The sequence below is a fragment of the Streptomyces sp. NBC_00057 genome, assembly GCF_045041165.1.
GTDB lineage: Bacteria > Actinomycetota > Actinomycetes > Streptomycetales > Streptomycetaceae > Streptomyces.
On the sequence record NZ_CP108256.1, the window covers coordinates 3,635,097 to 3,657,533 of the forward strand.

At 69.5% G+C, this 22,437-nt stretch carries 22 protein-coding genes and 2 pseudogenes; 13 read left to right on the forward strand and 11 right to left on the reverse strand.

All coding sequences use genetic code 11. From position 1 onward, the window contains the following. Window positions 1-194 precede the first annotated feature (194 nt). From OG953_RS16765 to OG953_RS16785, 5 genes and pseudogenes are all read right to left on the reverse strand, one after another. Window positions 195-995: a hypothetical protein gene (locus OG953_RS16765; protein ID WP_405685118.1), complete on the reverse strand. Its 801-nt coding sequence runs from the start codon at window positions 993-995 to the stop codon at window positions 195-197. Then, entirely contained in the window at window positions 992-1,621 is a 630-nt protein-coding gene (locus OG953_RS16770; RefSeq protein ID WP_405685120.1) for an RNA polymerase sigma factor, read from the reverse strand. Before OG953_RS16770 ends, OG953_RS16765 begins: the two co-directional genes overlap by 4 nt. A gap of 124 nt (window positions 1,622-1,745) precedes the next feature. After that, window positions 1,746-2,186 carry a hypothetical protein gene (locus OG953_RS16775; protein ID WP_405685121.1) on the reverse strand — a complete coding sequence of 147 codons (441 nt, stop codon included), beginning with the start codon at window positions 2,184-2,186 and terminating at the stop codon, window positions 1,746-1,748. 193 nt (window positions 2,187-2,379) lie between these two features. Continuing rightward, window positions 2,380-2,619, reverse strand: a pseudogene (locus OG953_RS16780) (L,D-transpeptidase family protein); the annotation flags it as partial. 1 nt (window position 2,620) lies between these two features. Next, window positions 2,621-3,469 carry a hypothetical protein gene (locus tag OG953_RS16785; protein WP_405685123.1) on the reverse strand — a complete coding sequence of 283 codons (849 nt, stop codon included), beginning with the start codon at window positions 3,467-3,469 and terminating at the stop codon, window positions 2,621-2,623. A gap of 216 nt (window positions 3,470-3,685) precedes the next feature. Here OG953_RS16785 and OG953_RS16790 point away from each other — a divergent pair. Next, window positions 3,686-4,073, forward strand: a pseudogene (locus tag OG953_RS16790) (Scr1 family TA system antitoxin-like transcriptional regulator); the annotation flags it as partial. 217 nt (window positions 4,074-4,290) lie between these two features. Then, complete coding sequence (locus OG953_RS16795; protein ID WP_405685125.1) at window positions 4,291-6,972, forward strand: FG-GAP-like repeat-containing protein; 2,682 nt, start codon at window positions 4,291-4,293, stop codon at window positions 6,970-6,972. Window positions 6,973-7,059: 87 nt separating this feature from the next. Here the strand turns inward: OG953_RS16795 and OG953_RS16800 are convergent, their stop codons facing one another. The 3 genes from OG953_RS16800 to OG953_RS16810 all read right to left on the reverse strand — a co-directional run bounded on the left by OG953_RS16800 (window position 7,060) and on the right by OG953_RS16810 (window position 10,311). Beyond that, window positions 7,060-7,647: a hypothetical protein gene (locus tag OG953_RS16800; protein WP_405685126.1), complete on the reverse strand. Its 588-nt coding sequence runs from the start codon at window positions 7,645-7,647 to the stop codon at window positions 7,060-7,062. A gap of 135 nt (window positions 7,648-7,782) precedes the next feature. Continuing rightward, window positions 7,783-8,490 (reverse strand): DUF4328 domain-containing protein, encoded by a 708-nt coding sequence (locus OG953_RS16805; protein WP_405685128.1) that lies wholly within the window; start codon window positions 8,488-8,490, stop codon window positions 7,783-7,785. A gap of 216 nt (window positions 8,491-8,706) precedes the next feature. Further along, window positions 8,707-10,311 carry a beta-N-acetylhexosaminidase gene (locus OG953_RS16810; RefSeq protein ID WP_405685129.1) on the reverse strand — a complete coding sequence of 535 codons (1,605 nt, stop codon included), beginning with the start codon at window positions 10,309-10,311 and terminating at the stop codon, window positions 8,707-8,709. A gap of 298 nt (window positions 10,312-10,609) precedes the next feature. Between OG953_RS16810 and OG953_RS16815 the strand changes: the two genes are divergently transcribed. From OG953_RS16815 to OG953_RS16845, 7 genes are all read left to right on the forward strand, one after another. After that, window positions 10,610-11,140 (forward strand): 2-oxo-4-hydroxy-4-carboxy-5-ureidoimidazoline decarboxylase, encoded by a 531-nt coding sequence (locus OG953_RS16815; RefSeq protein ID WP_405691873.1) that lies wholly within the window; start codon window positions 10,610-10,612, stop codon window positions 11,138-11,140. 207 nt (window positions 11,141-11,347) lie between these two features. Then, window positions 11,348-11,728 carry a succinate dehydrogenase, cytochrome b556 subunit gene (sdhC, locus tag OG953_RS16820; protein ID WP_093900148.1) on the forward strand — a complete coding sequence of 127 codons (381 nt, stop codon included), beginning with the start codon at window positions 11,348-11,350 and terminating at the stop codon, window positions 11,726-11,728. Between the two features lie 5 nt (window positions 11,729-11,733). After that, window positions 11,734-12,210 carry a succinate dehydrogenase hydrophobic membrane anchor subunit gene (locus tag OG953_RS16825; RefSeq protein ID WP_389791155.1) on the forward strand — a complete coding sequence of 159 codons (477 nt, stop codon included), beginning with the start codon at window positions 11,734-11,736 and terminating at the stop codon, window positions 12,208-12,210. A gap of 29 nt (window positions 12,211-12,239) precedes the next feature. Beyond that, window positions 12,240-14,000, forward strand: coding sequence for a succinate dehydrogenase flavoprotein subunit (gene sdhA, locus OG953_RS16830; RefSeq protein WP_405685131.1), 1,761 nt, complete (start codon window positions 12,240-12,242; stop codon window positions 13,998-14,000). Next, window positions 14,000-14,755 (forward strand): succinate dehydrogenase iron-sulfur subunit, encoded by a 756-nt coding sequence (locus tag OG953_RS16835; RefSeq protein WP_405685133.1) that lies wholly within the window; start codon window positions 14,000-14,002, stop codon window positions 14,753-14,755. The genes sdhA and OG953_RS16835 overlap by 1 nt, the downstream gene beginning before the upstream one ends. 181 nt (window positions 14,756-14,936) lie before the next feature. Further along, window positions 14,937-15,539: a hypothetical protein gene (locus OG953_RS16840; protein WP_405685135.1), complete on the forward strand. Its 603-nt coding sequence runs from the start codon at window positions 14,937-14,939 to the stop codon at window positions 15,537-15,539. A 12-nt stretch (window positions 15,540-15,551) separates the two neighbouring features. Beyond that, window positions 15,552-15,689, forward strand: coding sequence for a hypothetical protein (locus tag OG953_RS16845; protein WP_405685136.1), 138 nt, complete (start codon window positions 15,552-15,554; stop codon window positions 15,687-15,689). A 137-nt stretch (window positions 15,690-15,826) separates the two neighbouring features. On the opposite strand, the gene OG953_RS16850 is transcribed toward OG953_RS16845, so the two are convergent. Beyond that, complete coding sequence (locus tag OG953_RS16850) at window positions 15,827-16,336, reverse strand: MarR family winged helix-turn-helix transcriptional regulator (protein WP_398631255.1); 510 nt, start codon at window positions 16,334-16,336, stop codon at window positions 15,827-15,829. Window positions 16,337-16,423: 87 nt separating this feature from the next. Here OG953_RS16850 and OG953_RS16855 point away from each other — a divergent pair, with 87 nt between their 5' ends. The 4 genes from OG953_RS16855 to OG953_RS16870 all read left to right on the forward strand — a co-directional run bounded on the left by OG953_RS16855 (window position 16,424) and on the right by OG953_RS16870 (window position 19,319). Then, window positions 16,424-17,650, forward strand: a complete 1,227-nt coding sequence (locus OG953_RS16855) for an MFS transporter (protein WP_405685138.1) — start codon at window positions 16,424-16,426, stop codon at window positions 17,648-17,650. Between the two features lie 67 nt (window positions 17,651-17,717). Further along, window positions 17,718-18,149 carry a hypothetical protein gene (locus OG953_RS16860; RefSeq protein WP_405685140.1) on the forward strand — a complete coding sequence of 144 codons (432 nt, stop codon included), beginning with the start codon at window positions 17,718-17,720 and terminating at the stop codon, window positions 18,147-18,149. 7 nt (window positions 18,150-18,156) lie between these two features. Then, window positions 18,157-18,585 (forward strand): thiol-disulfide oxidoreductase DCC family protein, encoded by a 429-nt coding sequence (locus tag OG953_RS16865; protein ID WP_405685142.1) that lies wholly within the window; start codon window positions 18,157-18,159, stop codon window positions 18,583-18,585. A 23-nt stretch (window positions 18,586-18,608) separates the two neighbouring features. Continuing rightward, window positions 18,609-19,319, forward strand: a complete 711-nt coding sequence (locus OG953_RS16870) for a TetR family transcriptional regulator (RefSeq protein ID WP_405685144.1) — start codon at window positions 18,609-18,611, stop codon at window positions 19,317-19,319. Between the two features lie 91 nt (window positions 19,320-19,410). Here the strand turns inward: OG953_RS16870 and OG953_RS16875 are convergent, their stop codons facing one another. Together OG953_RS16875 and OG953_RS16880 are read right to left on the reverse strand one after the other, a co-directional pair. Next, on the reverse strand, window positions 19,411-20,970 hold the full coding sequence (locus OG953_RS16875; RefSeq protein ID WP_405691874.1) for an ABC transporter substrate-binding protein: 1,560 nt from the start codon (window positions 20,968-20,970) through the stop codon (window positions 19,411-19,413). Between the two features lie 188 nt (window positions 20,971-21,158). Then, window positions 21,159-22,430: a metallophosphoesterase gene (locus tag OG953_RS16880; RefSeq protein ID WP_405685146.1), complete on the reverse strand. Its 1,272-nt coding sequence runs from the start codon at window positions 22,428-22,430 to the stop codon at window positions 21,159-21,161. Window positions 22,431-22,437 lie beyond the last annotated feature (7 nt).

The following is a 22,437-nucleotide window of genomic DNA, read 5'->3' on the forward strand; positions in this document are numbered from 1 at the left end:
CAGCGACGGCGCTGAGAGAAGTACGGGGTCGTCCTACGGCCCCGCGGAAGACGACCGGGGCCTCTCCTGTGGGGGGTGGCGGCCCCGGTCGTCCTCGTTCCCCCTCAGTTCTCCCTGTTCGGCCGGTCCGGGATCCCGGCCGGTGCCGTTCCCGGAGGACGCCCTTCCAACCCGGTGACGGACCGGTCCGCGATTCAGTCGACAGCGGTCCTGTCCTTGCCGTCGCTCCCGGTCCGGTTCCCGCTCCCTTTCGACGGCGCCGGCCCGTCCTGCTTCTCCTCGGGCACGGCCTTCTTCTCCGCCTCCCCCTTCGCGTCCCGGTTGCCCTGGGCCTTCTTCGACTCCCCCGGTGACGGCTGTCCGAGGAGCCCGTCGCAGTAGGCCGTAACCGCCGCCTCCGACGCACCGCCCGCGGCCGCCTCCAGCCGTGCGAAGGCGGCCGCGTCCCCGGCCTTCCCGCTGCCCCGGTCGCTGAGGTACACACGGCACAGCGCGACATCGTCCTGTGTCCGGTCGGGCCGGCCGGAAGGGTGCCCGTTGCCCGGAGCATTCGTGGCCCCCGTCGCCGTACCGTCGCCGTCCGGCTGCAGCGACTCCACGCCGGAGGGACGCCCACCGGGTGTCGCGGGAGAGGTGCGCGGGGGGCGTACGGACTCCGCCCCGTCGGGCTCACCGCCTCCGAAAGGTGCCGGAATCGCCCCCGAACCCGCGGCCACCGCGACCCCGCCGAGCGTCGCCGCAGCCACGAAACCGCCGAGCATCACCCGGAACGAGCGCACACCGAGCCGTCGTTTCGCCGGACGCCAGTCGTCACGTCGACGCCGCCACCGCACCACCGAGGCGTGCGCGCCCTCGTCCCGCGCGGCCAGGAAGGCGGCGGTCGCGCGCTTCTCGTCGCCGGGGTCGAGCGCCCCGGTACGCCGCGCTGCTGCGAGCAGTGCGGCAAGTTCAGGTGTCTCCGGCGCTTCGGGCGGCCGCTGCGATTCGTGTCTCATTCTTCATTTCCCAGCGTCCGGCTCACCCCGTTTGTCACAGCACCTGCCGCACGGCCCGGGGACAACTGCCCCGCCAGCCTCTTGAGTCCGCGGTACGCGGACGTGCGGACCGCCCCCGCACGCTTGCCGAGCACGCGCGCCGCCGAAGGACCGTCCAGGCCGACGACCACCCGCAGAAGTACGGCCTCGGCCTGCTCGCGCGGCAGTGTACCGATGATCTCCAGCGCCGCTTGGGTGGAGAGCGTCTCCAAGGCTGCGGCGGCCGTGTCGTGGCCGCCGGGCAGCTGAAGCACGTCCTGTTCGATCAAGGTGGTGCGGGGCCGCCGCTTCAGCTTCCTCAAGTGGTCGAGCGCACGATGGCGGGCGATCATCGCGGTCCAGCCGCGGAACCCTGCTCCGTCACCGCGGAACCGCCCCAGATCGCGGGCTATCTCCAGCCAGGCGTCGGAGGCCACGTCCTCGGCGTCGTCGCCGACCAGTCCGCGTACGTAGCCGAGGAGGCCGGGCTGCACCATCCGGTACGCCACGGCGAAGGCGTCCTTGTCCCCCTGCTGGGCACGCTCGACGGCATCGCCGAGCTCGGCGTCGTACATCTGCCTGCGGCGCTGCTCCCCGCCCGTGCCCAACACACTTCCCTACTCGACGCCCGCTCCGGCACCGGCCACCGTGCCCGTTTCCTGCCGAGGCAGCCCCCACTCTCCTTCTGCGCCCGGAGCCACAGAAATGTCACAGGTTCCCCATACGCGCGAGCTACCCGCATACAGCCTTCCGCTGCGCTGTCCGTCCGTGCAGCAGCAGATACAGCCGATGCACCGATTCCTCCGCCCCCGAGTCGAAGCGGTTGACGACCTTGCCGAGCGGATTCCAGACCCGTCCGTCGGGCATCCGCACGCCCACCGCCTGCCGGAACAGCTCCCGTTGTGCGGCGTCGAAGTCCACCCATGTCCCACCGGCCCTGCGGACGATCACCTCGCCGGTGTATGCCCCGAGCCCCAGCAGAGTCCCTGCGACCCGGTTCCGTTGCGGCTGATCCCGCCGCAGACCGTCGACGATCAGATCGACGAGCCGGAGGCTGGAGACCGAGTAGTCCAGGGGCAGTCGATTGCGCGCCGTGAGCCGGGCGACGAACTCCGATGTGTAGGAGCGCATCACCGCCGCCTCGGGAAACGTTGTCCACTCGTCCCCGCCCATGATTCACCCTGCCCTTCGCCGTGCCGGCGATCACCGGCACTGACCCAGCGTTCAGGGACCCGGGAACATCACGCGAAGGGCGCTGTGTTCGTTCTCACGGCCCGAAACAGGAAGGATTGCTTCCGCTCGCACAACCATTGCCCCACCTCAAGCGTCGCCAACGCCGAACCGGTTTCCGAACCGGATTCCGGCCTCAGCCGATGGCGATACGGGGATGGGCACCCGGCGTGATCCAGGCCATGATCCGATCCATCGTGGCGCGTGGCACCGAGACACAACCGGCGGTGGCACCACTCCCGTTGACATGCAGGAAGATCCCGGCCCCCCGCCCCGGGACGGCGGGCCAGCGGTTGAAGTTGATGACGAGCGCCTTGGCGTACTGGGTGGGGTAGTTGATGAGGTGCTCGCTTCCCCGCTCCCCCGTCTCGACCAGGTCAGCGCACGCCGGCGGGAAGCTCGATCTTCCCGTTGAACGTGCCCTGGTTCTGCTGCCGTACGTCCTGCTCGAACGTGATGTTCTGTCCGCCGTAAGGGATCAGAAAGCCGAACTCGAAGCGGTGGCTCTTGACGCGGTACGTCGTCGCGTCCAGGACCAACACCTCCTCCAGGCCGGACAGGGTGAGCTGCGCGTCGCTCACCGGGATGCCGGCCGTGCGGAGCTGCTCGGCAGTGGGGTCGAACTCCCGCACCGCCTTCTTCGCCCACGCACGGTCCCGGACGGCTGTCAGCTTCTGCTTGTCGCTGCCGACGCGGAGTTCGACCGTGCCGTCCACCGCGGTCAGCTTCACCTCGTCACCGGTGGCGGCCCGCACGTACGCCCGGAACTCCTCGATGGCCGCGACCGGGTCCTCGACCTTGTTCTGCATCTCGGGATCGGAGGCGGGCGCGTCCTTCCACGGTGCGCCCCCTTTCCTGAGGTACGCCGTGCCGTCGACGACGTAGATCTCCTCGTTCTCCTTGGCCCCCTTGCTGCTGGTACTGACGCCCTGCGAGTGCAGCGCCTTTGGCGCCATGCCACGCCGGACCGTGGCCCGGTAGGACGCGGCGCTCTTCCGGCCCTGCAGCGTCAGCCCTTCCTGCCCCTTCACGGAGAACGTCCACGCGCTTTCCTCCGCCATCGCCTTCTCGGCGAGGTCGAGGAAGTCCTCGGGCGACTCGGGCACGGGAGCGGCGGAAGGCTTCGGCGACTCCTTCGTCTCCGGGCTCTTCGACACGGCCGACTCCGACTGCCCGTCCTCAGTGCCGCAAGCGGCGAGCGAGAGCGACAGAGGGAGAAGCAACACAGCACACCTGAAACGAATTCGCACGTACCCATTCCTTCGTCACGACCACCGAGCCTGCACGGCGGGCGGACTGTACAGCAGCATTCACTTCGCGATCACGCCCACGGACATCCCTTCCGAATCAACCCGAATGCCTGCGGAGTGCTCACCGGGGGACGTGCGGTCGCCGCCGCCCGGCAGCTCGCACCACACCGTCTTGGTGCCGGGGCCCTGCTCGGACAGCGCCGCATGCCGGCCGAACTGGCCGAGTACGTGGACCGGGCGCTGGGTACCGACGGTTTCTTCCAGCGCCGCTGCGAGGACGTACGGAAGGCGGAGAGGCGAGGCCACGCCAGCTACTTCGAGCACGTGTTGGAGGCGGAGAAGCACGCGGAGACCATCGAGGAGTGGTGCCCGACGCTGATTCCCGGCCTGCTGCAGACGGACGCGTACGCGCGGGCGGTGGTCCGGGCGGCACACCCGCTGGCGCCCGACGGCGAGGTGGAGGAGAAGGTCACCGCCCGGATGGCACGCGCCAGCCTCTTCGAGGACGACCACAAAGACGCCGGAATACTGGGCGATCCTGCCCGAGTCGCTGCTGCGCCATCCGATTCTGCCACCGGAGCCGGCGAACTCCCCGCGCCCGGGCGAGCCCCGCACCGCACCCAGCGGCTGTGATGCGTGTCACTCTCGGGGGAATCGGTGTGACGTTTGAGCCCCTGCCTTCGCTGGGCACCCCGGGCCGCCTGTGCGACGGGTGGGGCCCGATGAACGTCTGGGTACTTGAACTCTCTTGAGAGGTGGGGCATTTGAGCCCGCGCAGTTCGCATGCGTACAGACCGATGAGCCTGAAGCGCCGCGCCTGGCTGACCGTCGGTGCCGTGGTGCTCGGCGGTGCGGGAGTGGTGACGGTCGCCATCGCCAACCCGTCCGACGGGCCGACCGGCCCCCAGGGGCCGGAGCAGCGTCCGGCGAAGCTGCGGTCACTCGCGCTGGGCGGGGGGACGGCCACCGAACGGACGCTGCCGACCACGAGCACCGCGCCGTTCTCGCTGGTGGGTATCGGCTGGGACGGGGCGGCGAACATGAACGGCGCCGCACAGGTGCGGACCCGGGACGTCGAAACCGGGAAGTGGTCGCCCTGGCGGGAGTTGGAGTTGTCCGCCGACGGGCCGGACGGGCCCGAGAAGGCCGGTGCCCGGCAGGCGACCGAGCCGTTGTGGGTCGGCGCCTCGAACGCCGTGCAGGTGAAGGTGAACTCGGGCAGGGCGCTGCCGAAGGGGCTCAAGCTCCACATGGTGGACCCGGGCGTCAGCAAGACCGAGTCCCGTAACCCGGCGGCCGCCACAACCGCTCCGGACTCCATGGACAACGCCGCGTTCGTCGCGGAGGAAACCGCGAGCCCGTCGGCGACGAGCACGACCGATGCGCCCACGGGTACACCCACGGAGCCGGCCGCGCCGACCGACACCGCGACGGCCACGGACGCAGCGACGCCGACCGCCACTGCCTCCGCCTCCGAGACGGCCACCGCTTCGCCCACTCCGGAGCCGACGGCGACCGTACCCACCGCGCCGCCGTCGACCGTCAACCGGCCGCCGATCATCAGCCGCGCCCAGTGGGGCGCCGACGAGTCTCTGGTCGAGGACGCACCGGAGTACATCGACAAGGTGCAGGCGGTCTACATCCACCACACCGTCGACACGAACAACTACAGCTGCGCCGACTCCGCCGCCATGGTCCGCGCGATCATGACGTACCACGTGAAGACCGAGGGCTGGAACGACCTCGGCTACAACTTCCTGGTCGACAAGTGCGGCCAGATCTTCGAGGGCCGCGGCGGCGGTGCCGACCTCCCGGTCAAGGGCGCCCACTCCTACGGCTTCAACTCGTACTCGACCGGCATCTCGCTGCTCGGCAACTTCGAAACCGGCAAGCCGACCCAGGCCGCCCTGCAGTCCGCCGCCCGGGTCGCCGCCTGGAAGCTCGGCCAGTACGGCGTCAGCCCCACCGCCAAGGTGACGCTGACCCGCATCGTCACCGACGCGGACGGCAATACCAAGCCCGCCGGTGACGTCACGTTCAACACCATCGCCGGACACCGCGACGGGTTCGCCACGGCGTGCCCGGGCGCCAACCTGTACGCCAAGCTCGGCGCGATCCGCACGTACGCGACCAACGGCACCCGCAATGCCGCGATCCCGACCACCGACTTCAACCGGGACGGCGTCACCGACCTGGTCGCCGGTCTCCCGAAAGCGGCGAGCAGCGCGGGCCGCGTCACCGTGCTGCCCGGCACCGAGGACGGCCCGGGCTCGGCCGCGAAGCGGACGCTGGACCAGAGCAGCGCGGGCGTGCCCGGCGGCTCCGAGGCGGGTGACCTGTTCGGGTCGTCCAACGCCTGGGGCGATGTGAACGGCGACGGGTACGCGGACCTGGTCATCGGCTCGCCGGGCGAGGACTATTCGCAGGCCGACAATGGCACGGTCGTCGTGATGTACGGCCCCGGCCTCACGACCGGCAAGGGTTACTCGATCACCGAGTCCGGCCGGATCGGCGGCGAGAAGCTCGGTACGACGGTCACCTCGGGCGACTTCAACGCCGACGGCAAGGCCGACATCTTCTCCGTAGCACCGGGCAAGCCGGGGCGTTGGTGGGCCTGGGACGGCAAGACCGGCGCGGCCAAATCCGGTTACCTGAACACCGCCGCGTACACCGCTGCCGTGAGCTACGCGGCCGCGGTCACCGGCGACTTCAACAAGGACGGCTACGCGGACGCCGCCGTCAACTACCGTGATCCGAGCGGCGTCGGACGCCTGCTGTGGCTGAAGGGGTCCACCACCGGACTCCAGCGGGTCGGCATCCTCGATGCCCGTGGCGGACGCTCGCTGGCCGCCGGTGATCTCAACGGCGACGGCGCCACCGACCTGGCGGTCGGCCAGCCGTCCGCCACCGAGTCCGGGCACACCGCCAAGGGCGGCGCGGTCACGGCCGTATTCGGCTCGGCCACCGGTCTGACCTCCACCGGCCGCAAGACGATCCACCAGGACACCACCGGTGTACCGGGCGGCGGCGAGACCGGCGACGACATGGGAGCATCCGTCTCCATAGGCGACGTCGACCTCGACGGGTACGGCGACATCCTCACCGGCGCACCGGGCGAGGACCTCACCCGCGGCGGCGTGAACCAGAGCAACGCCGGCCAGGTCTTCCTGATCCGCGGCTCCGCCACCGGCCCCACCGGCACCGGGGCCGTCGGATACAGCCAGGACACCACGGGCATCCCCGGCTCCACCGAGCCGGGCGACCGGCTCGGCTCGTCCGTGTCCCTCACCGACCTCTCCGGCTACAGCCGGGCGGACATCGCGATCGGCGCGGACGGCGAGGACGCCGGCAACGGCACGATCCTGCAGATCGACAACACCAGCACCTCGGGCATCAAGCCGGACACCGGCCTGTACTACGGAGCGTCGGCGCTGGGTTCACCCACCGGGATCCGGATCGGGCTGACCCTGGCCCCGTAGCACCCGGGCCGCTTGCGTCATTCGCACACATACTGGAGCCCCTCGGCCTGACCCGGGGGGCTCCTGCCTTGTGCGGAGCCTTTCGGGTCAGGCCCGGCCGCGGGCCTGGCGCGACACCACCGCGCGCAGTACCCGGCGGCCTTCGGTCGACAGGTCGAGCACCCGGCGCAGGGCGGCACCGCCGCCCACGGTGCCCGTGGTCTCCGCGAGGGTCTCCAGGATCTGGATCTGGCGACGCAGTTCACCGGCGAGAAGCGGACCGGCGCCTTCCGGGCCTTCGGTGCGGCAGCGGTTCAGCAGTTCGGTGCGGTCCTCGGACTCGGCCTCGTCCCTGCCCTGGGCGTCGAACCGGCAGTGGGTCTCCAGCGCGGCAAGCGAACAGGCATCGGCCCACTCCCGCAACTCCGGCGCCGCCCGGTCCACAGGTGCCTCGCCCAGCAGCTTCCGGATCTGTGGCGTCGCCCCCGCCATGTCGGCCGTGGCATCCAGCGTCGCGCGCACCTCCGCGAGGCGGTCCAGCCACACGGAGCCGTCCGCGCACCCCGCCCGGAGCGCGCGCAGCGGATCCGGGTCGGAGCCCTCGGCGGGCTGTGGCAGGCAGCGGTCGAGGCAGGCAACCGCGCTCGCGGCCAGCCCCCGTTCATCGGCGGCGGCGATCAGTTCCAGCAGGCTCATCGGCGTCTCCCGTCGGCCGCGTCCCCGTGCGTGCGTGCACGGTGACGGAGCGCTTCCCGTTACCGCGTTCAGCGCCGGATGACTCAAAAGCGTCACCGAGGAGGCCGAATAGCATCGCTCAGCGGCCGCGTCCCGCTACCCCTGTGCGCCGAGCGGATACACGCCGAGGGCCGCCCGCTCCCCCTGCATCCGGGTCAGCTTGCGTACGAAGAGGATCGCGAGCACCGCCGCCACGATGTCGAACGCGTCGGACGCCATCACCAGGCCCGCCGCGTCGATGATCTCCTGCGTCTCCTCGGCCCTCATGTACTGCCGGGACGTGACCCAGGAGAAGGCAAGCGAGCAGACCCACGCCCCCCACCACAGATTCATCGGGGTGGCCGGGACCGTGCGCCAGCTGCCGTCGGTGTTGGTCTGGGCACTCGCGGTCCAGATGCCGCCCGCGATCCGGCGCGGCAGCACCAGGTTGGCGACCGGGATGAACCAGGCGCCGACCGCCCAGCCGGGCGACATCGGCTGCGTGCTCGGGTCGAACACCTCGGCGTTCATCCGCACCCGCCGGAACCAGATGATGAAGACGATGCCGGTGGCCAGGGTCATGACACCCTGCAGCACACCGGCGGACCCGTACAGATTGTCCGCCAGGGTCGCCTCCGCGTCGTCGTACGTCGCGAAGTCGTTCTCCAGCCCGTTCGCGAGCAGGCTGCGGATGTTCAGCCCCGCTGCCACGGCGAGCAGGTCGGCCACGGCGACGACGGCCAGCAGAATGACGACGGCCTTCGCGAGCCCGTCCGGCGAGCGCAGATACTGCTGCGGAGCGACGAAGGCCGGGACCGGCGGCACCGGTGCCGCCGCCCCGGCCGGTCCGGCGCAGAGAAGACAGTGTCCGTCCGAGGTGACCGGCGGTCTGAGATGACAGGTGGAGCACAGCACGATGTGGAACCCCCCAGGATTCTGAGCTCGAAGCGCAAGGAACGCGCGCCCCTCCCCCGGAGCGCGCGGCATGCGAACGTAACCCTTGCCCACCCCCCTGTCCACGGGGAATCCGGTCCGCCCCGCTCAGCCCACCCCGTCGATCCGCGCGGCCAGTGCCCGGAACTGATCCCAGCTCAGCGCCGGTTTGCCCGGGTCCCACAGCTTCTGGGCCGTCGCCCGCAGCGGCATCCGGATGCCCTGCGCCACCTGCGCCGGGGTCTGCGCGTTCGGGAGGTCGCCCCACACCGCGAACCGGCCGCCCAGGATCTGGCCGGAGTAGCGCGCCGGGACGGGCTGGGTGCCGCGCAGGACGAGCGGGGTCCACTGTTCGTAGATCCGCTTGCCCGTGGGGTAGACGAAGTTGTTGGGCTGACCGAGTACGTAATAGAGGAACTCGTCGTTGAGGTTCACCACGCGCCGTCCCTCGCGCAGATACTCCTCCGGCAGCCGGGCGCCGTACTCCCTGCCCGTCCAGTACTCGACCTCGATGTCCTTGTCGGCGTGGACGACTCCGTCGCGGAAGAAGCCGTCGTTCCAGGCCTTGGGCTGCTTGCCGTGCGGCCGCACCACCGCCGCGCGGTCGTTGAGCCAGCCGGTGGCGAGGTCCTTGATGCCGGCCTGTGGTCCGTATTTCTGCTGGGCGGCGCGTTGCAGCTGTGGGTACGAGGCGGCCGGGTCCTTCGCCATCAGGGCGCGGTACTCGTCGGCGCCGAGATGCCAGTACCGGCCGCCGAACAGCTCGGTGAACTCGCCGAGGAGTTCATCGATGAGCTTCGCCGCCCCCGGATTGGAGATGTCGAGCGATCCGGTCGAGCGCGCACCCGACACATTGCGCAGCTGGAGGTCGGGGTGGGCGCGCAGGACCGCGCCCAGATGGCCCGGGGAGTCGATCTCGGGGACGACCTCGATGTGCAGCCGGCCCGCGAGGCCGAGGATCTGCCGCACCTCCGCCTTGGTGAGGTGTTGCGGCGAGACCACTTCGGGGTGGGTGTCGGACTGGATACGGAACGCCTGGTCGTCGGAGAAGTGCAGGCCGAGCTGGTTGAGCTTGAGGTCGGCCATCTCGCGCAGCCGGTCCTCGATCCAGGCGACGGTGTAGTACTTGCGGGCGATGTCGAGGTTGAGGCCGCGCTGCGGCCGGTCGGGGCGGTCGCGTACCTCGCCCTCGGGCATTTCGCCGTCGGCGCGCACCGACTGTTTCAGGGTTCGGGTTCCGTAGAAGACACCGGCCTGGTCGGGGCCGCTGATCGTGACCCGCCCGTCGTGCGTTCTGAGGGTGTACGACTCCGGGTTGCCCTTGCCGGGAGTGAGGGCCAGCTCCACATCGCCCGCGCGGGCGGGGACGTCACCCCGGTAGTGGATCTTCAGTTCCTCGGCGAGCAGTTGCCCCTCGTCCGCGAGCGTCCCGCTGCCGTCGGCGATGACGACCCCGGCGGCCGGGCCGGGCCGCCAGCCGGGGCCGCGGGCGGCAATGTGCTCGCGTACGGCGGGGATGGTGCGGGGCGGAGTGGAGAGCGGGTAGCTCCGGGTCGGCGAGGGGGCGGCCGAGGCGCGCGAGGGCGTGCGGGATCCCGACTCCCCCGCGAGTCCGCTGTCGGAGCTTTCCGGCCAGACGACGACGGCGATCGTCGCGGCAGCCGCCGCGGTGAGGAGCGCACCGGCCACAAGAGCGCCGCGTGAGGGCGACATCGGTCAGAAACCTCCGGCATCGATGGGAAATGGAGCATAAGTCAGGAGATAGCCAGGCAATCTTCCTGAAATACGGCCCAACAGACGTTCCGAAACTCTCCCGTCCGGGTGAAGTTCGCGCATCCGTCGGACGACCGTTGCCCGGCCTCGCTACCTTTGAGGCACATTCGTCTCTCCCTTCACCCTGCATCCGCCTGGTCTCACCCGTCCCGCCCCATTCCAGGTTCACCGATGCCGTTGATTCGAGGAGCCCACGCTGTCCAGGTCCAGCGAGTCCCACGCCGGCCTCCCGAAGCGACTGCGGCGACCGGCCACCCGGACGGCCGTACCCGTCCAGAAATCCGGGCCGGCACAGGACCGGGCCGACGCCCCGGAGCTCGACCGCTTCAACACCGCACCGTCCGCCGAGGCCGAGGCCGCCCTGCTGGACTGCTTCGGCAGCCGGCGGTGGGCCGGGCGGGTGGCCGCCCACCGCCCGTACCCCGACCTGGACACGCTGCTGGCCGCCGCCGACGAGGCGGGCTACGACCTGTCCCCGCCGGATCTCGCCGAGGCACTCGCCGCCGAGGTCTCCCCCGGACTGCACCACGCCGCGCCGTACTCCGCCCACCTCGCGCTCCGGGCCGCGCACGCGGCGTACGAGTGCCGCTTCGGCCATGTCTTCGTGATCTGCCTGGACGGATTCGAGCCCGCCGAACAGCCGGACCAGGTGCTCGCCGGAATCCGTGCCAGGCTGGGTCACGACCCCGACCAGGAGCGGGTGGTCACCGCGGACGAGATGCGGCGACTCGCCCGGGGCCGCATCATCGAGCTGGTATCGGGTTCATAACGGAATGGGGCCGGTCAGCCCTGCCGCCCAGTCCGTTCTAGCCCGTCCGTGGCTGTTTGATTGCCACTTTGATCACACCAGAGGCCCCCGCGCGAACGAACCGACAAACCGTCGCTACGATGGCCGGGGCCGGTGGACCGTACCCGGCCGGGTCAGACCGACAGTCAAGCCGGCCGGCCCCAATCCCCGCTCCCGGAGGGTTCTTCCGTGCCGGCTGGAACGCTGTACCGCGGCCGGGAAGGCATGTGGTCCTGGGTGGCTCATCGAGTCACCGGTGTCCTCATTTTCTTCTTCCTGTTCGTACACGTCCTGGACACCGCTCTCGTCCGCGTTTCCCCCGAGGCCTACGACGACGTCGTGGCCACGTACAAGACGCCGATCGTCGCGCTCCTCGAATACGGCCTGGTGGCCGCCATTCTCTTCCACGCGCTGAACGGTCTCCGCATCGTCGCCGTGGACTTCTGGGCCAAGGGCCCGCGCTACCAGAAGCAGATGCTCTGGTCCGTCGTGGGTGTCTGGGTCGTGCTGATGGTCGGGGCCCTGTACCCCGTCCTCGGCCACGCCGTACGCGAAGTCTTCGGGAGCTGAGGCCAATGTCCACCGAGTCCTCCGCCGCGATCGGCTCCGTCGAGGGCGTCAGCCTCTACGACGTCGACCACCCGGCCCCGGTCATCGAGCCCCCGCGTCAGCGGACGGCCAAGACCCCCAAGGGTTCGCGCACCAACTTCGAGATGTACGCCTGGCTCTTCATGCGCCTGTCGGGCATCGTCCTGGTCGTCCTGGTCCTGGGCCACCTGCTGATCCAGCTGGTGCTGGACGGCGGCGTCTCCAAGATCGGCTTCGCCTTCGTGGCGGGCCGCTGGGCCTCGCCGTTCTGGCAGGTCTGGGACCTGGCGATGCTGTGGCTGGCCATGCTGCACGGCGCCAACGGCCTCCGTACGGTCATCAACGACTACGCCGAACGGGACAACACCCGCTTCTGGCTGAAGATGCTGCTGTACACCGCCACGGTGTTCACCGTCCTGCTGGGCACGCTGGTGATCTTCACCTTCGACCCGAACATCCGCTAGGCGCCGGGCCAGAGGGACCAGAGGAAATCATGCAGATCCACAAGTACGACACCGTCATCGTCGGCGCCGGCGGCGCCGGTATGCGGGCGGCCATCGAGTCCACGAAGCGCAGCCGTACCGCCGTGCTCACGAAGCTCTACCCGACCCGCTCCCACACGGGCGCCGCGCAGGGCGGCATGGCCGCCGCGCTCGCCAACGTGGAAGAGGACAACTGGGAGTGGCACACCTTCGACACGATCAAGGGCGGCGACTACCTGGTCGACCAGGACGCCGCCGAGATCCTGGCGAAGGAGGCCATCGACTCCGTTCTCGACCTGGAGAAGATGGGCCTGCCGTTCAACCGCACGCCCGAGGGCCGTATCGACCAGCGTCGCTTCGGCGGCCACAGCCGTAACCACGGCGAGGCCCCGGTCCGCCGGTCCTGCTACGCCTCGGACCGCACCGGCCACATGATCCTCCAGACGCTGTACCAGAACTGCGTCAAGGAGGGTGTGGAGTTCTTCAACGAGTTCTACGTCCTGGACCTCCTGCTCCAGGAGGACCCCGAGACCGGGCTGAAGAAGTCCGCGGGCGTCGTCGCGTACGAGCTGGCGACCGGCGAGATCCACGTCTTCCAGGCGAAGGCGATCATCTTCGCCTCCGGCGGCACCGGCAAGTTCTTCAAGGTGACGTCGAACGCGCACACCCTGACCGGTGACGGCCAGGCCGCCGCCTGGCGCCGCGGCCTGCCGCTGGAGGACATGGAGTTCTTCCAGTTCCACCCGACGGGCATCTGGCGCATGGGCATCCTGCTGACGGAGGGCGCCCGTGGTGAGGGCGGCATCCTCCGCAACAAGGACGGCGAGCGCTTCATGGAGAAGTACGCGCCCGTCATGAAGGACCTCGCGTCCCGTGACGTCGTGTCCCGCTCCATCTACACGGAGATCCGTGAGGGCCGCGGCTGCGGTCCCGAGGGCGACCACGTCTACCTCGACCTCACGCACCTGCCGCCGGAGCAGCTGGACGCCAAGCTCCCGGACATCACCGAGTTCGCGCGTACGTACCTCGGCATCGAGCCCTACACGGACCCGATTCCGATCCAGCCGACCGCGCACTACGCCATGGGCGGCATCCCGACCAACGTCGAGGGCGAGGTGCTGGCCGACAACACCACCGTCGTCCCGGGCCTGTACGCCGCCGGCGAGGTCGCGTGCGTCTCCGTGCACGGCGCCAACCGTCTGGGCACCAACTCGCTGCTCGACATCAACGTCTTCGGACGCCGTTCGGGCATCGCCGCCGCCGAGTACTCCGCGAAGCACGACTTCGTCGAGCTTCCCGAGAACCCGGCGCAGATGGTCGTCGACCAGGTCGAGCGGCTGCGCAACTCGACGGGCACCGAGCGGGTCGCGGCGATCCGTCTGGAGCTGCAGGAGTGCATGGACGCCAATGTGATGGTGTTCCGCACCGAGCAGACCATCAAGACGGCCGTCGACAAGATCGCCGAGCTGCGCAAGCGCTACCTCAACGTGTCCATCCAGGACAAGGGCAAGCGGTTCAACACGGACCTCCTGGAGGCCATCGAGCTGGGCAACCTGCTCGACCTGGCCGAGGTCATGGCGACCTCCGCGCTGGCCCGCAAGGAGTCCCGCGGCGGTCACTACCGCGAGGACTACCCGAACCGCGACGACGTCAACTTCATGCGCCACACCATGGCGTACCGCGAGGTCGCCGACGACGGCACCGAGTCGATCCGGCTCGACTACAAGCCGGTCGTCCAGACCCGCTACCAGCCGATGGAGCGTAAGTACTGATGGCTACCCCCACTATGGACAAGGTGGAAGCGGAGTCCGCCTCCCCGTACATCACGGCCACCTTCCGGATCCGCCGCTTCAACCCCGAGGTCTCCGACGAGGCCCAGTGGCAGGACTTCCAGATCGAGATCGACCCGAAGGAGCGTGTTCTCGATGCCCTTCACAAGATCAAGTGGGACATCGACGGCACGCTGACGTTCCGTCGCTCCTGCGCGCACGGCATCTGCGGCTCCGACGCGATGCGGATCAACGGCAAGAACAGGCTCGCCTGCAAGACGCTGATCAAGGACATCAACCCGGAGAAGCCGATCACGGTCGAGGCCATCAAGGGCCTCACGGTCCTCAAGGACCTCGTGGTCGACATGGACCCGTTCTTCCAGGCGTACCGCGATGTCATGCCCTTCCTCATCACCAAGGGGAACGAGCCGACCCGCGAGCGTCTGCAGTCCGCCGAGGACCGCGAGCGGTTCGACGACACCACCAAGTGCATCCTGTGCGCCGCGTGCACGTCCTCGTGCCCGGTGTTCTGGAACGACGGCCAGTACTTCGGCCCGGCGGCGATCGTCAACGCCCACCGCTTCATCTTCGACTCGCGCGACGAGGGCGGCGAGCAGCGCCTGGAGATCCTCAACGACCGTGATGGCGTGTGGCGTTGCCGCACCACCTTCAACTGCACGGACGCCTGCCCGCGTGGCATCGAGGTCACCAAGGCGATCCAGGAGGTCAAGCGGGCGCTGATCACGCGCCGCTTCTGACCGCCACTGGCGCACCAGTTGCATCCGAGGCCCCGTTTTCCGCACGAACACTGCGGGAAGCGGGGCCTCTTGCTGCACCGCGCGGGTCTTGACGGTACGGTCATGCGGAACCGGACACCGGTTCGCCGCCTCCGGCGCAGCAAGGCACGGGGCGCACAGGCTTGATCGAAAGCGGGGAACGTTGAGCGATCCGAATCCGTACGCGGACGACTCATACAAGTGGGGGCCTCCCCAGCAGCCGGGCAATCCGCCCACCGTCGCGGACGGCCAGGGGCATGGCCTGCCCGGCTCGGGCACGCCGGCCTACGGCTACCCGCAGCAGCTGCCCGAGTCCGCGGCCCAGCCCGGCCCCGGCTATGGCTACCCCCCGGAGCAGGCGGGCCAGCCGACCATGCCCGGTTACGGCCATCCGCAGCAGCCGGGCCTGCCGCCCGGCGGCGGTGTGCCGATGCTGACGTTCGGCGACATCACCGTCATGAACGACCAGATCGTGACGCCGGCCGGCACGATGCCCCTCAAGGGCGCCGTGTGGACGGCCACGGACCTGTCGCGCACCGAGGAGAAGATCCCGACGGTCGCGATCGTGCTCGCGATCGTCTTCGCACTGCTCTGCCTGGTCGGTCTGCTCTTCCTCCTGATGAAGGAGAAGAAGACGACCGGCTTCATCCAGGTCTCGGTGACCAGCGGCGGCAGACACCACTCGACGATGATCCCGGCGACCGGCCCGGAGACCTTCCATATGGTGATGGCCCAGCTCAACACGGCCCGCGGGATGAGCATCTGACGGTCCGCAGGGATGGCCCGCCTCCAGCACGCCGTCGCCGTCGTCGTGCTGGATCGTGACCGGCTCCATGCGTACGCCGGGCCGGTCTGCGATCTCGCCGAGTCCACCCGGGCCCGGGGCGGGAACATCGTGCTGCCCGACGGGCTCTGAGCCCGGTCAAGGGCCGCCATCTTGCACCGGGTGCCCGTTACGAGCCCCTCGGCACCGACACCGAGGGGCTGGAGGCGACGATCACGTCGCCAGAGACCCTGACGACCGAGCCGGCTGAGCGCCCGGCACCCCGCGCCTCAGTCCCACTCGGCGCCGCCCCGGTCCTCGGCGACCACCATGATGCGCCGCAGCATGTCGTTGAGCAGTGTGCGTTCGTCCTTGTCGAGGACGCCGAGGAGCCGGTACTCCTCGTGGCCGAGGACGTCCATCGCGCCCAGCCAGGTCGAGCGGCCCTCGTCGGTGAGTTCCACATCGACCCGTCGGCGGTCGGTGGTGGAGGGCGTACGGCGGACGAAGCCGCGCCGTTCGAGCGCGTCCAGACGGCCCGTGACGGAGGCGGGCGCGAGGTCGAGGTCGGCGGCGAGCTCGGAGGGGGCGGCCTTCCCGCCGCGTCCGGCCAGCTTGTGGATCGTGTCGAACTCCTGGCGGTCCAGGTCGAAGTCGACCAGGGACTGTTCACGCACCCGGCGCAGATGGACGGAGAGCCTCTTCATACGAATCACCGCGCCCTCGACATCGGGATCGAGGTCGGGAAGGACGGGCTTCCAGCGCTCCACATGTCCGTCGGTCCAGTCGCGTCGTTCCATGGGGAAAGCGTACGCCCGGCACCCGACCACACTTCGGAGCCAGATATTTCATTGACGAATAGTTCGGTACCGAAATAGGTTGCGCGCATGCCGCACCCCTTGCGCACGCGCGCCTTCCGCCTGCTCTTCATCGGACGCACCCTCTCCCTCCTCGGCGACTCCGCCATCCCCACCGCCCTCTCCCTGGCCGTCTATCTGGCCACAGGATCGACCGGAGCGCTCGCCCTGGTCCTGGGATGCGCGATGATCCCCAAGCTGCTCCTACTGCCACTGGGCGGCGTCGTGGGCGACCGCTTCAACGCCCGCACCGTCGCGCTCACCACCGATCTCGTACGGTGCGTGACCCAGCTCTTCGTCGGCGCGGAGCTGCTCGGCGGCTCCCCCGCGCTCTGGCAGATCGCCCTCGCCGAGGCGATCGGCGGCGCCGCCGGGGCGTTCGCGATGCCGACCGTGTCACCGCTGATCCGCGGCACCGTGGCGGAGTCGGGGCTGCTGCACGCCAACTCACTGATGGCGGTGGTCAACAGCGCGACCCGGCTCGGCGGCCCGGCCCTCGCCGGAGCCCTGATCCTCACCGCGGGCCCGGGCTGGGCCTTCGTGCTGGACGGCGCCAGCTTCGCGGTGAGCGCGGCACTGCTGTGCGCCATGAAGGTCCGGCATGTGCCCATCCCCCGACGCTCCCTGCTCACCGACCTCAAGGAGGGCTGGAGCGAGGTCAGGGGCCGCGACTGGTACTGGACGAGCCTGATCGCCCACGCCGCCTGGAACGGCGCGGCAGCCGTCCTGATGACCGTGGGTCCGTCGCTCTTCGTCCGGGAGCTGGGCGGCAAGGGCGTCTGGGTCGCCCTCCTCCAGACCGGCGCGGTCGGCCTGCTCCTCGGCTCCCTGCTGGCCGGCCGGGCCCACCCCCGCCGCCCGGTCCTGATCGCCAACCTGGGCCTCGCCACGTACGCCCTCCCGCTCGGCCTCCTCGCCGTCCACGCGCCCGTTGTCGTGACCATCGCCGCGTACGGCATCGCACAGGCCGGGCTCGGCTTCCTCAACCCGGTCTGGCAGACCTCGGTCCAGTCCGCCGTGCCCGCGCACGCCCTGGCCCGCGTGACCTCGTACGACTGGCTGCTCTCCCTCGGCGCGATGCCGCTCGGATATGCACTGGCCCCGCTCGCCGCCTCGGCCTGGGGCGCCGAAGTCCCCCTGGCCGTCGCTGCGGTGACGGTCGGTGCCGCCTGCCTGGCGACGGCGGCGGTGCCGGGCGTACGGCGCTTCGGGGCGCCCGGCAAGCAGGAGGAGCGGGCAGCCGAGGTACCTGCTTGAACATGTTCAAAGACAGGTCTACAGTCCATGACAACCGCTTTTGAACGCGTTCAAGGGAGGGTGGGGCATGGACCTCACTGTTGTCGCGTACGTCATCTACCTGCTGATCAGCATGGCGCTCACCGTCTGGGTGGCGCGCACGCTCAGCCGCAACGGCAGGGTGTTCCTCGCCGATGTGCTGCACGGGAACGAGAAACTGGCCGATGCCGTCAACCACCTGCTGGTGGTCGGCTTCTACCTGGTCAACCTGGGCTTCGTCACCCTCTATCTGAGGAACGACAACGGGGTCGCCGACGCCCGCGGGCTCTTCGAGGCGCTGTCGGTGAAGCTCGGCGTCGTCCTGCTCGTCCTCGGCGTGCTGCACCTCGGCAACGTCTATGTGCTCAACAAGATCCGCCGCAGGAGCCTGATGGAGCGTGAGCAGACCCCGCCCGTACCGCCACAGGGCTGGACGGGTCCGGGCAACGGTCCGTGGGCCGCACCCGCCACCAAGGCCTGAGCGCGCCATGACGGCCGGAACAGGCGGGCAGCGGCTGTCCGTCGAACGCCTCACGGTGCTGTACGACGCGCAGTGCTCGCTCTGCGCCCATCTGCGCCAGTGGCTGATGAAGCAGCGTCAGCTCGTCCCGCTCGACCTCGTCCCTGCGGCCTCCGAAGAGGCGCGCCGCCGCTTTCCCGGACTCGACCACGCAGGGACGCTCGACGAGATCACCGTGATCGGCGACCGGGGGCAGATCTACCGCGGGACCGACGCATGGATCGTCTGCCTCTGGGCGCTGGCCGAACACCGGCCCAGGTCCCACTGGCTGACCACCCCGACGGGCCGCCCGTTCGCCCGGGCGACCGTGCTCGCCGCCGCGAAGTACCGGTCACTGACCGCGGCACCGTGCGGCGACGGGGACAGTGCCTGTACGGTCCCCGGACCTGGGGACTGACCGGGGCGGATACCCTCGGGACTGTGGTGAAGGAAGCGAAGGACGTGAAGGAAGTCAAGGCTCCCAAGAGCGAGCAGACCCGCACACTCATCCTCGAAACCGCGCTCCGGCTCTTCCAGGAACGCGGCTACGACAAGACGACGATGCGGGCCATCGCCCAGGAGGCCGGCGTCTCCGTCGGGAACGCCTACTACTACTTCACGAACAAGGAACACCTCGTCCAGGGCTTCTACGACCGGCTCGCCGCCGAGCACGAAGCGGCGGTCCAGCCGGTCCTGAACGGCGACAAGGACCTCGCGGTGCGGATGCGCGGGGTCCTGCTCACGTGGCTGGACGTGGCGGAGCCGTACCACCGCTTCGCCGCTCAGTTCTTCAAGAACGCCGCCGACCCGGAGAGCCCGCTCAGCCCGTTCTCGGCGGATTCGGTCGCGGCCCGCGAGGCGGCGATCTCCATCCACCGGCGGTGCCTGGCCGGCTCCGACGCCAAAACCGATCCCGAACTGGCCGAGCTGTTGCCGCAGTTGATGTGGCTGATGCAGATGGGCCTGGTGCTCTACTGGGTGTACGACCGGACGGAGCACACCGAACGCAGCCGCCGCCTGGTCGAGCGCTCCGCCCCGATCGGTGCCCGAGCCATCGCACTCTCCCGGTTCCGGGCGCTGCGACCGCTGGTGCGGCAGATTCACGAGGTGCTGGAGGAGTTCCTGCCCGGCGCCGCGAAGCGTCGGGCCTAGGCAGCCCCCAGGCAGCGGGGCGGCCTCCCGGCAGTGCCGGGAGGCCGCCCCTCGGATCCGTCGTACGCGCCGGGTCCGGCGCGGCGGACCGTCAGATCCGCTTCAGTTCCCACAGCCGCCAGAGGCCGGTGCCGTCCGAGAGGTACTGCGAACCGGAGACATCGGTCGTGCTGACGACATAGTCCTTCTTCTGCCACAGCGGCACGAGCGGCACGTCCTCACCGACCAGCGCCTGGAGCTCCTTGAAGTCCGCCGAGGTACGGCCGCGGTCGCCGTACTGCTGCGTGGCTCCGATCAGGGCGTCCACCTTCTTGCTGGAGTAGCCGTTGTGGAGGCTGTTGTTGCGGCCGACCAGCGGCTGGCTGAAGGTGTCGGAGTCCGGGTAGTCGGGGAGCCAGCCTACGGTGTACATGTCGTACTTGCCGGCCGCGTACTCCTTCTGGAACTTCTGCCAGTCGTCGACGGCCTTGACCGTGACCTTGAACAGCTCGTCCGCCTCCAGCTGGCGGCGCAGTTCCCCGGTCTCCTTCGCGTACGCCTCGTCGCCGCCGGCGTAGGCGAAGGTGATCGGCAGCGGCGTCTGCACACCGGCCTCCTGCATCAGCTTCTTGGCGCGCTCGGGGTCGGGCGAGGGGTAGGCGTCGAAGAACGGTGTGCTGTGCCCGATGTAGCCCTGAGGGATCAGCGAGTAGAGCGGTTCGACCGTGCCCTTGTAGACATCGGTCACCAGCGGTCCGCGGTCGATGATCGACGCGATGGCCTGCCGGACCCTCTTGTCGGCGAACGGGGAGCCGTCGCGGACGTTGAAGACGAGATTGCGGATCTCGGCGCTGTCCGCCTCGGTGACGCGCAGATCGGGGTCGCCGGGGTTCAGCTCGGCGAGTGTGGCCGGCGGCAGCTGGCGGTGCGTCACATCGATCTGTCCGGACTTCCAGGCCGCCAGGAGTCCGTCCGACTCCTTGTAGTAGTGCACGATGACCGGGACACCGGTCTTGTTCAGCGCACCCTTGTACCGGGGGTTGGGGACCAGCTCGGCGGTGGCGCCCGGCCGGTACGACTTCAGGATGTAGGGGCCCGAGCCGTCGACCGTGTTTCCGGCCCGAAGCTTGTTCGGCGGGTACGACTCGCGGTCGACGATCGAACCGGCTCCCGTGGCGAGCTTCTGCGGGAAGGTCGCATCGCGCGAGGAGAGATTGAAGGTGATGGTGCGGCCCTCGGCCACCACGTTCTTGAGGCTCGGGAACAGCACCGACGGACCGACAGCCGTCTTGATCCTGATCATGCGCTCGATGGAGTACTTGACATCGGCAGCGGTCATCTTGCGACCGTTGGAGAAGAACAGATCGTCGCGCAGCTCGCACTGGTACGTCTGGAGCTTCTGGCCGATGAACCCACAGCTCTCGGCGGCGTCGGGTTCGGGGACGACCGCCCCGGACTTGAACGTCATGAGGGACTGATAGATGTTGCTGTACATCGCCCAGGAACCGGCGTCGTACGCACCCGCCGGGTCGAGCGAGGTGACTTCGTCCGTCGTACCGACCGCGATCGGGTCCTTCTTCACCTCGTCCGAGGGAAGCAGCTGCCAGGCGCCGACGCCTGCGATGACCAAAACCGCGAGAATCGTGAGAATCCGTAGCCGGATCGACCGCATTGCCGTGCTCTCCCTTACCAGCCCCACCTCGGCGTTGTGCTCAGATACGCACATCACCGCATGTTCGCGCTCAGCCAATCACACGATTTTCACATCTGGAAGAGCAAAAGTGGGACTCATAGCCTTTTGTTCGGCACTTGAAACCTTGAGTCGATCGACAAGGTCTGCAACAGGCCGTCGACGGAGTGTCAGGCCTGCCGGGAGGCGAGCTCCACGACGGTGATGTCGGAGGGTGCACCGACCCGTACGGGCGGCCCCCAGGCGCCCGCTCCACGCGAGACGTACAGCTGGGTGTCGCCGTAGCGGTCGAGCCCGGCGACCGTGGGATTGGCCAACTCGGCGATGAAATTGCCCGGCCAGAGCTGGCCACCGTGGGTGTGGCCGGAGAGCTGGAGGTCCACGCCGTGGGCGACGGCATCGTGGATGACGACGGGCTGGTGGGCGAGGAGGACGGCGGCGCGGGTACGGTCCCGGTCGCCGAGCGCGCGATCGAAGTCGGGCCCCTGCCCCTCGCTCTCCCCGGCAAGGTCATTGACGCCCGCGAGATCGAATCCGTCGATCTCGATCCGGGCATTCTCCAAGGGGTGAAGCCCCAATTCCCTTACGTGATCAACCCATTGCTCGGCGCCGGAGTAGTACTCGTGATTTCCGGTGACGAAGAAGCTGCCCTGGCGGGCACTCAGTTGCGCCAGCGGCTCCGCGGCCGGACCGAGGTCGACGACGGTTCCGTCGACGAGATCCCCGACGACGGCGACCAGATCCGGCTGGGTCCGGTTGATCGTGTCGACGATCCGCCGGGTGTGGGCGCGGCCGAGGATCGGGCCGAGGTGGATGTCGCTGACGACGGCGATCCGGAAGCCGTGCGCGGAGCGGGGCAGCTTGGCGAGCGGGACGGTGATCCGCTTGACCCGCGGCCCGCGCAGCACGCCGTACGTGCCGTAGCCGACCGTGCCGAGTCCGGCGACGGCTGCGGCACCCCCGACGGCCCGCGCCACGAACAGACGGCGCGTGGGAACGGCGAGGGTGTCTGCGGCGGGGGCATCGGCGACGAGAATGTCCGCTGCGGGGGCGTCGGCGGCCTCGGGCGTGAGCACTTTCGTCACCGACGGACGATTCGACCGACTCGACCCCTTCGCACGGCCCGCGAGCACCCGTCGCAGAATCGGCCGCGCCGCCTCGCCCACCAGCAGAGCCAGCGTCAGATACAGCAGCGCGGCCAGCCACAGGTACCCCGGCCAGGCCAGCACCCGCTGGAGCCAGAAGGGCGCACCCGTACGGCCGGAGACCAGGGCGCCGATGGTCAGCAGCGGCAGGAGGCAGGCGGCCACCGCGCCGGTTCGGCGCAGGGCGCTGCCCTCGGCCGTAGTGTCACCGACGAAGCGGCGCCACAGATATCGGTGCACGCCGACGAGCAGCGCGAGCACCACGACCGCCGTCACCGCGAGACCGGCCACTGCCACTTGCGCT

Bases quoted from the DNA above. Each gene is read 5' to 3' on its own strand.
- OG953_RS16765 (WP_405685118.1), bottom strand. From the start codon at position 995: ATGAGACACGAATCGCAGCGGCCGCCCGAAGCGCCGGAGACACCTGAA.
- OG953_RS16775 (WP_405685121.1), bottom strand. From the start codon at position 2,186: ATGGGCGGGGACGAGTGGACAACGTTTCCCGAGGCGGCGGTGATGCGC.
- OG953_RS16795 (WP_405685125.1), top strand. From the start codon at position 4,291: ATGAGCCTGAAGCGCCGCGCCTGGCTGACCGTCGGTGCCGTGGTGCTC.
- OG953_RS16800 (WP_405685126.1), bottom strand. From the start codon at position 7,647: ATGAGCCTGCTGGAACTGATCGCCGCCGCCGATGAACGGGGGCTGGCC.
- OG953_RS16810 (WP_405685129.1), bottom strand. From the start codon at position 10,311: ATGTCGCCCTCACGCGGCGCTCTTGTGGCCGGTGCGCTCCTCACCGCG.
- OG953_RS16825 (WP_389791155.1), top strand. From the start codon at position 11,734: ATGTCCACCGAGTCCTCCGCCGCGATCGGCTCCGTCGAGGGCGTCAGC.
- sdhA (WP_405685131.1), top strand. From the start codon at position 12,240: ATGCAGATCCACAAGTACGACACCGTCATCGTCGGCGCCGGCGGCGCC.
- OG953_RS16835 (WP_405685133.1), top strand. From the start codon at position 14,000: ATGGCTACCCCCACTATGGACAAGGTGGAAGCGGAGTCCGCCTCCCCG.
- OG953_RS16845 (WP_405685136.1), top strand. From the start codon at position 15,552: ATGGCCCGCCTCCAGCACGCCGTCGCCGTCGTCGTGCTGGATCGTGAC.
- OG953_RS16850 (WP_398631255.1), bottom strand. From the start codon at position 16,336: ATGGAACGACGCGACTGGACCGACGGACATGTGGAGCGCTGGAAGCCC.
- OG953_RS16855 (WP_405685138.1), top strand. From the start codon at position 16,424: ATGCCGCACCCCTTGCGCACGCGCGCCTTCCGCCTGCTCTTCATCGGA.
- OG953_RS16860 (WP_405685140.1), top strand. From the start codon at position 17,718: ATGGACCTCACTGTTGTCGCGTACGTCATCTACCTGCTGATCAGCATG.
- OG953_RS16865 (WP_405685142.1), top strand. From the start codon at position 18,157: ATGACGGCCGGAACAGGCGGGCAGCGGCTGTCCGTCGAACGCCTCACG.
- OG953_RS16875 (WP_405691874.1), bottom strand. From the start codon at position 20,970: ATGCGGTCGATCCGGCTACGGATTCTCACGATTCTCGCGGTTTTGGTC.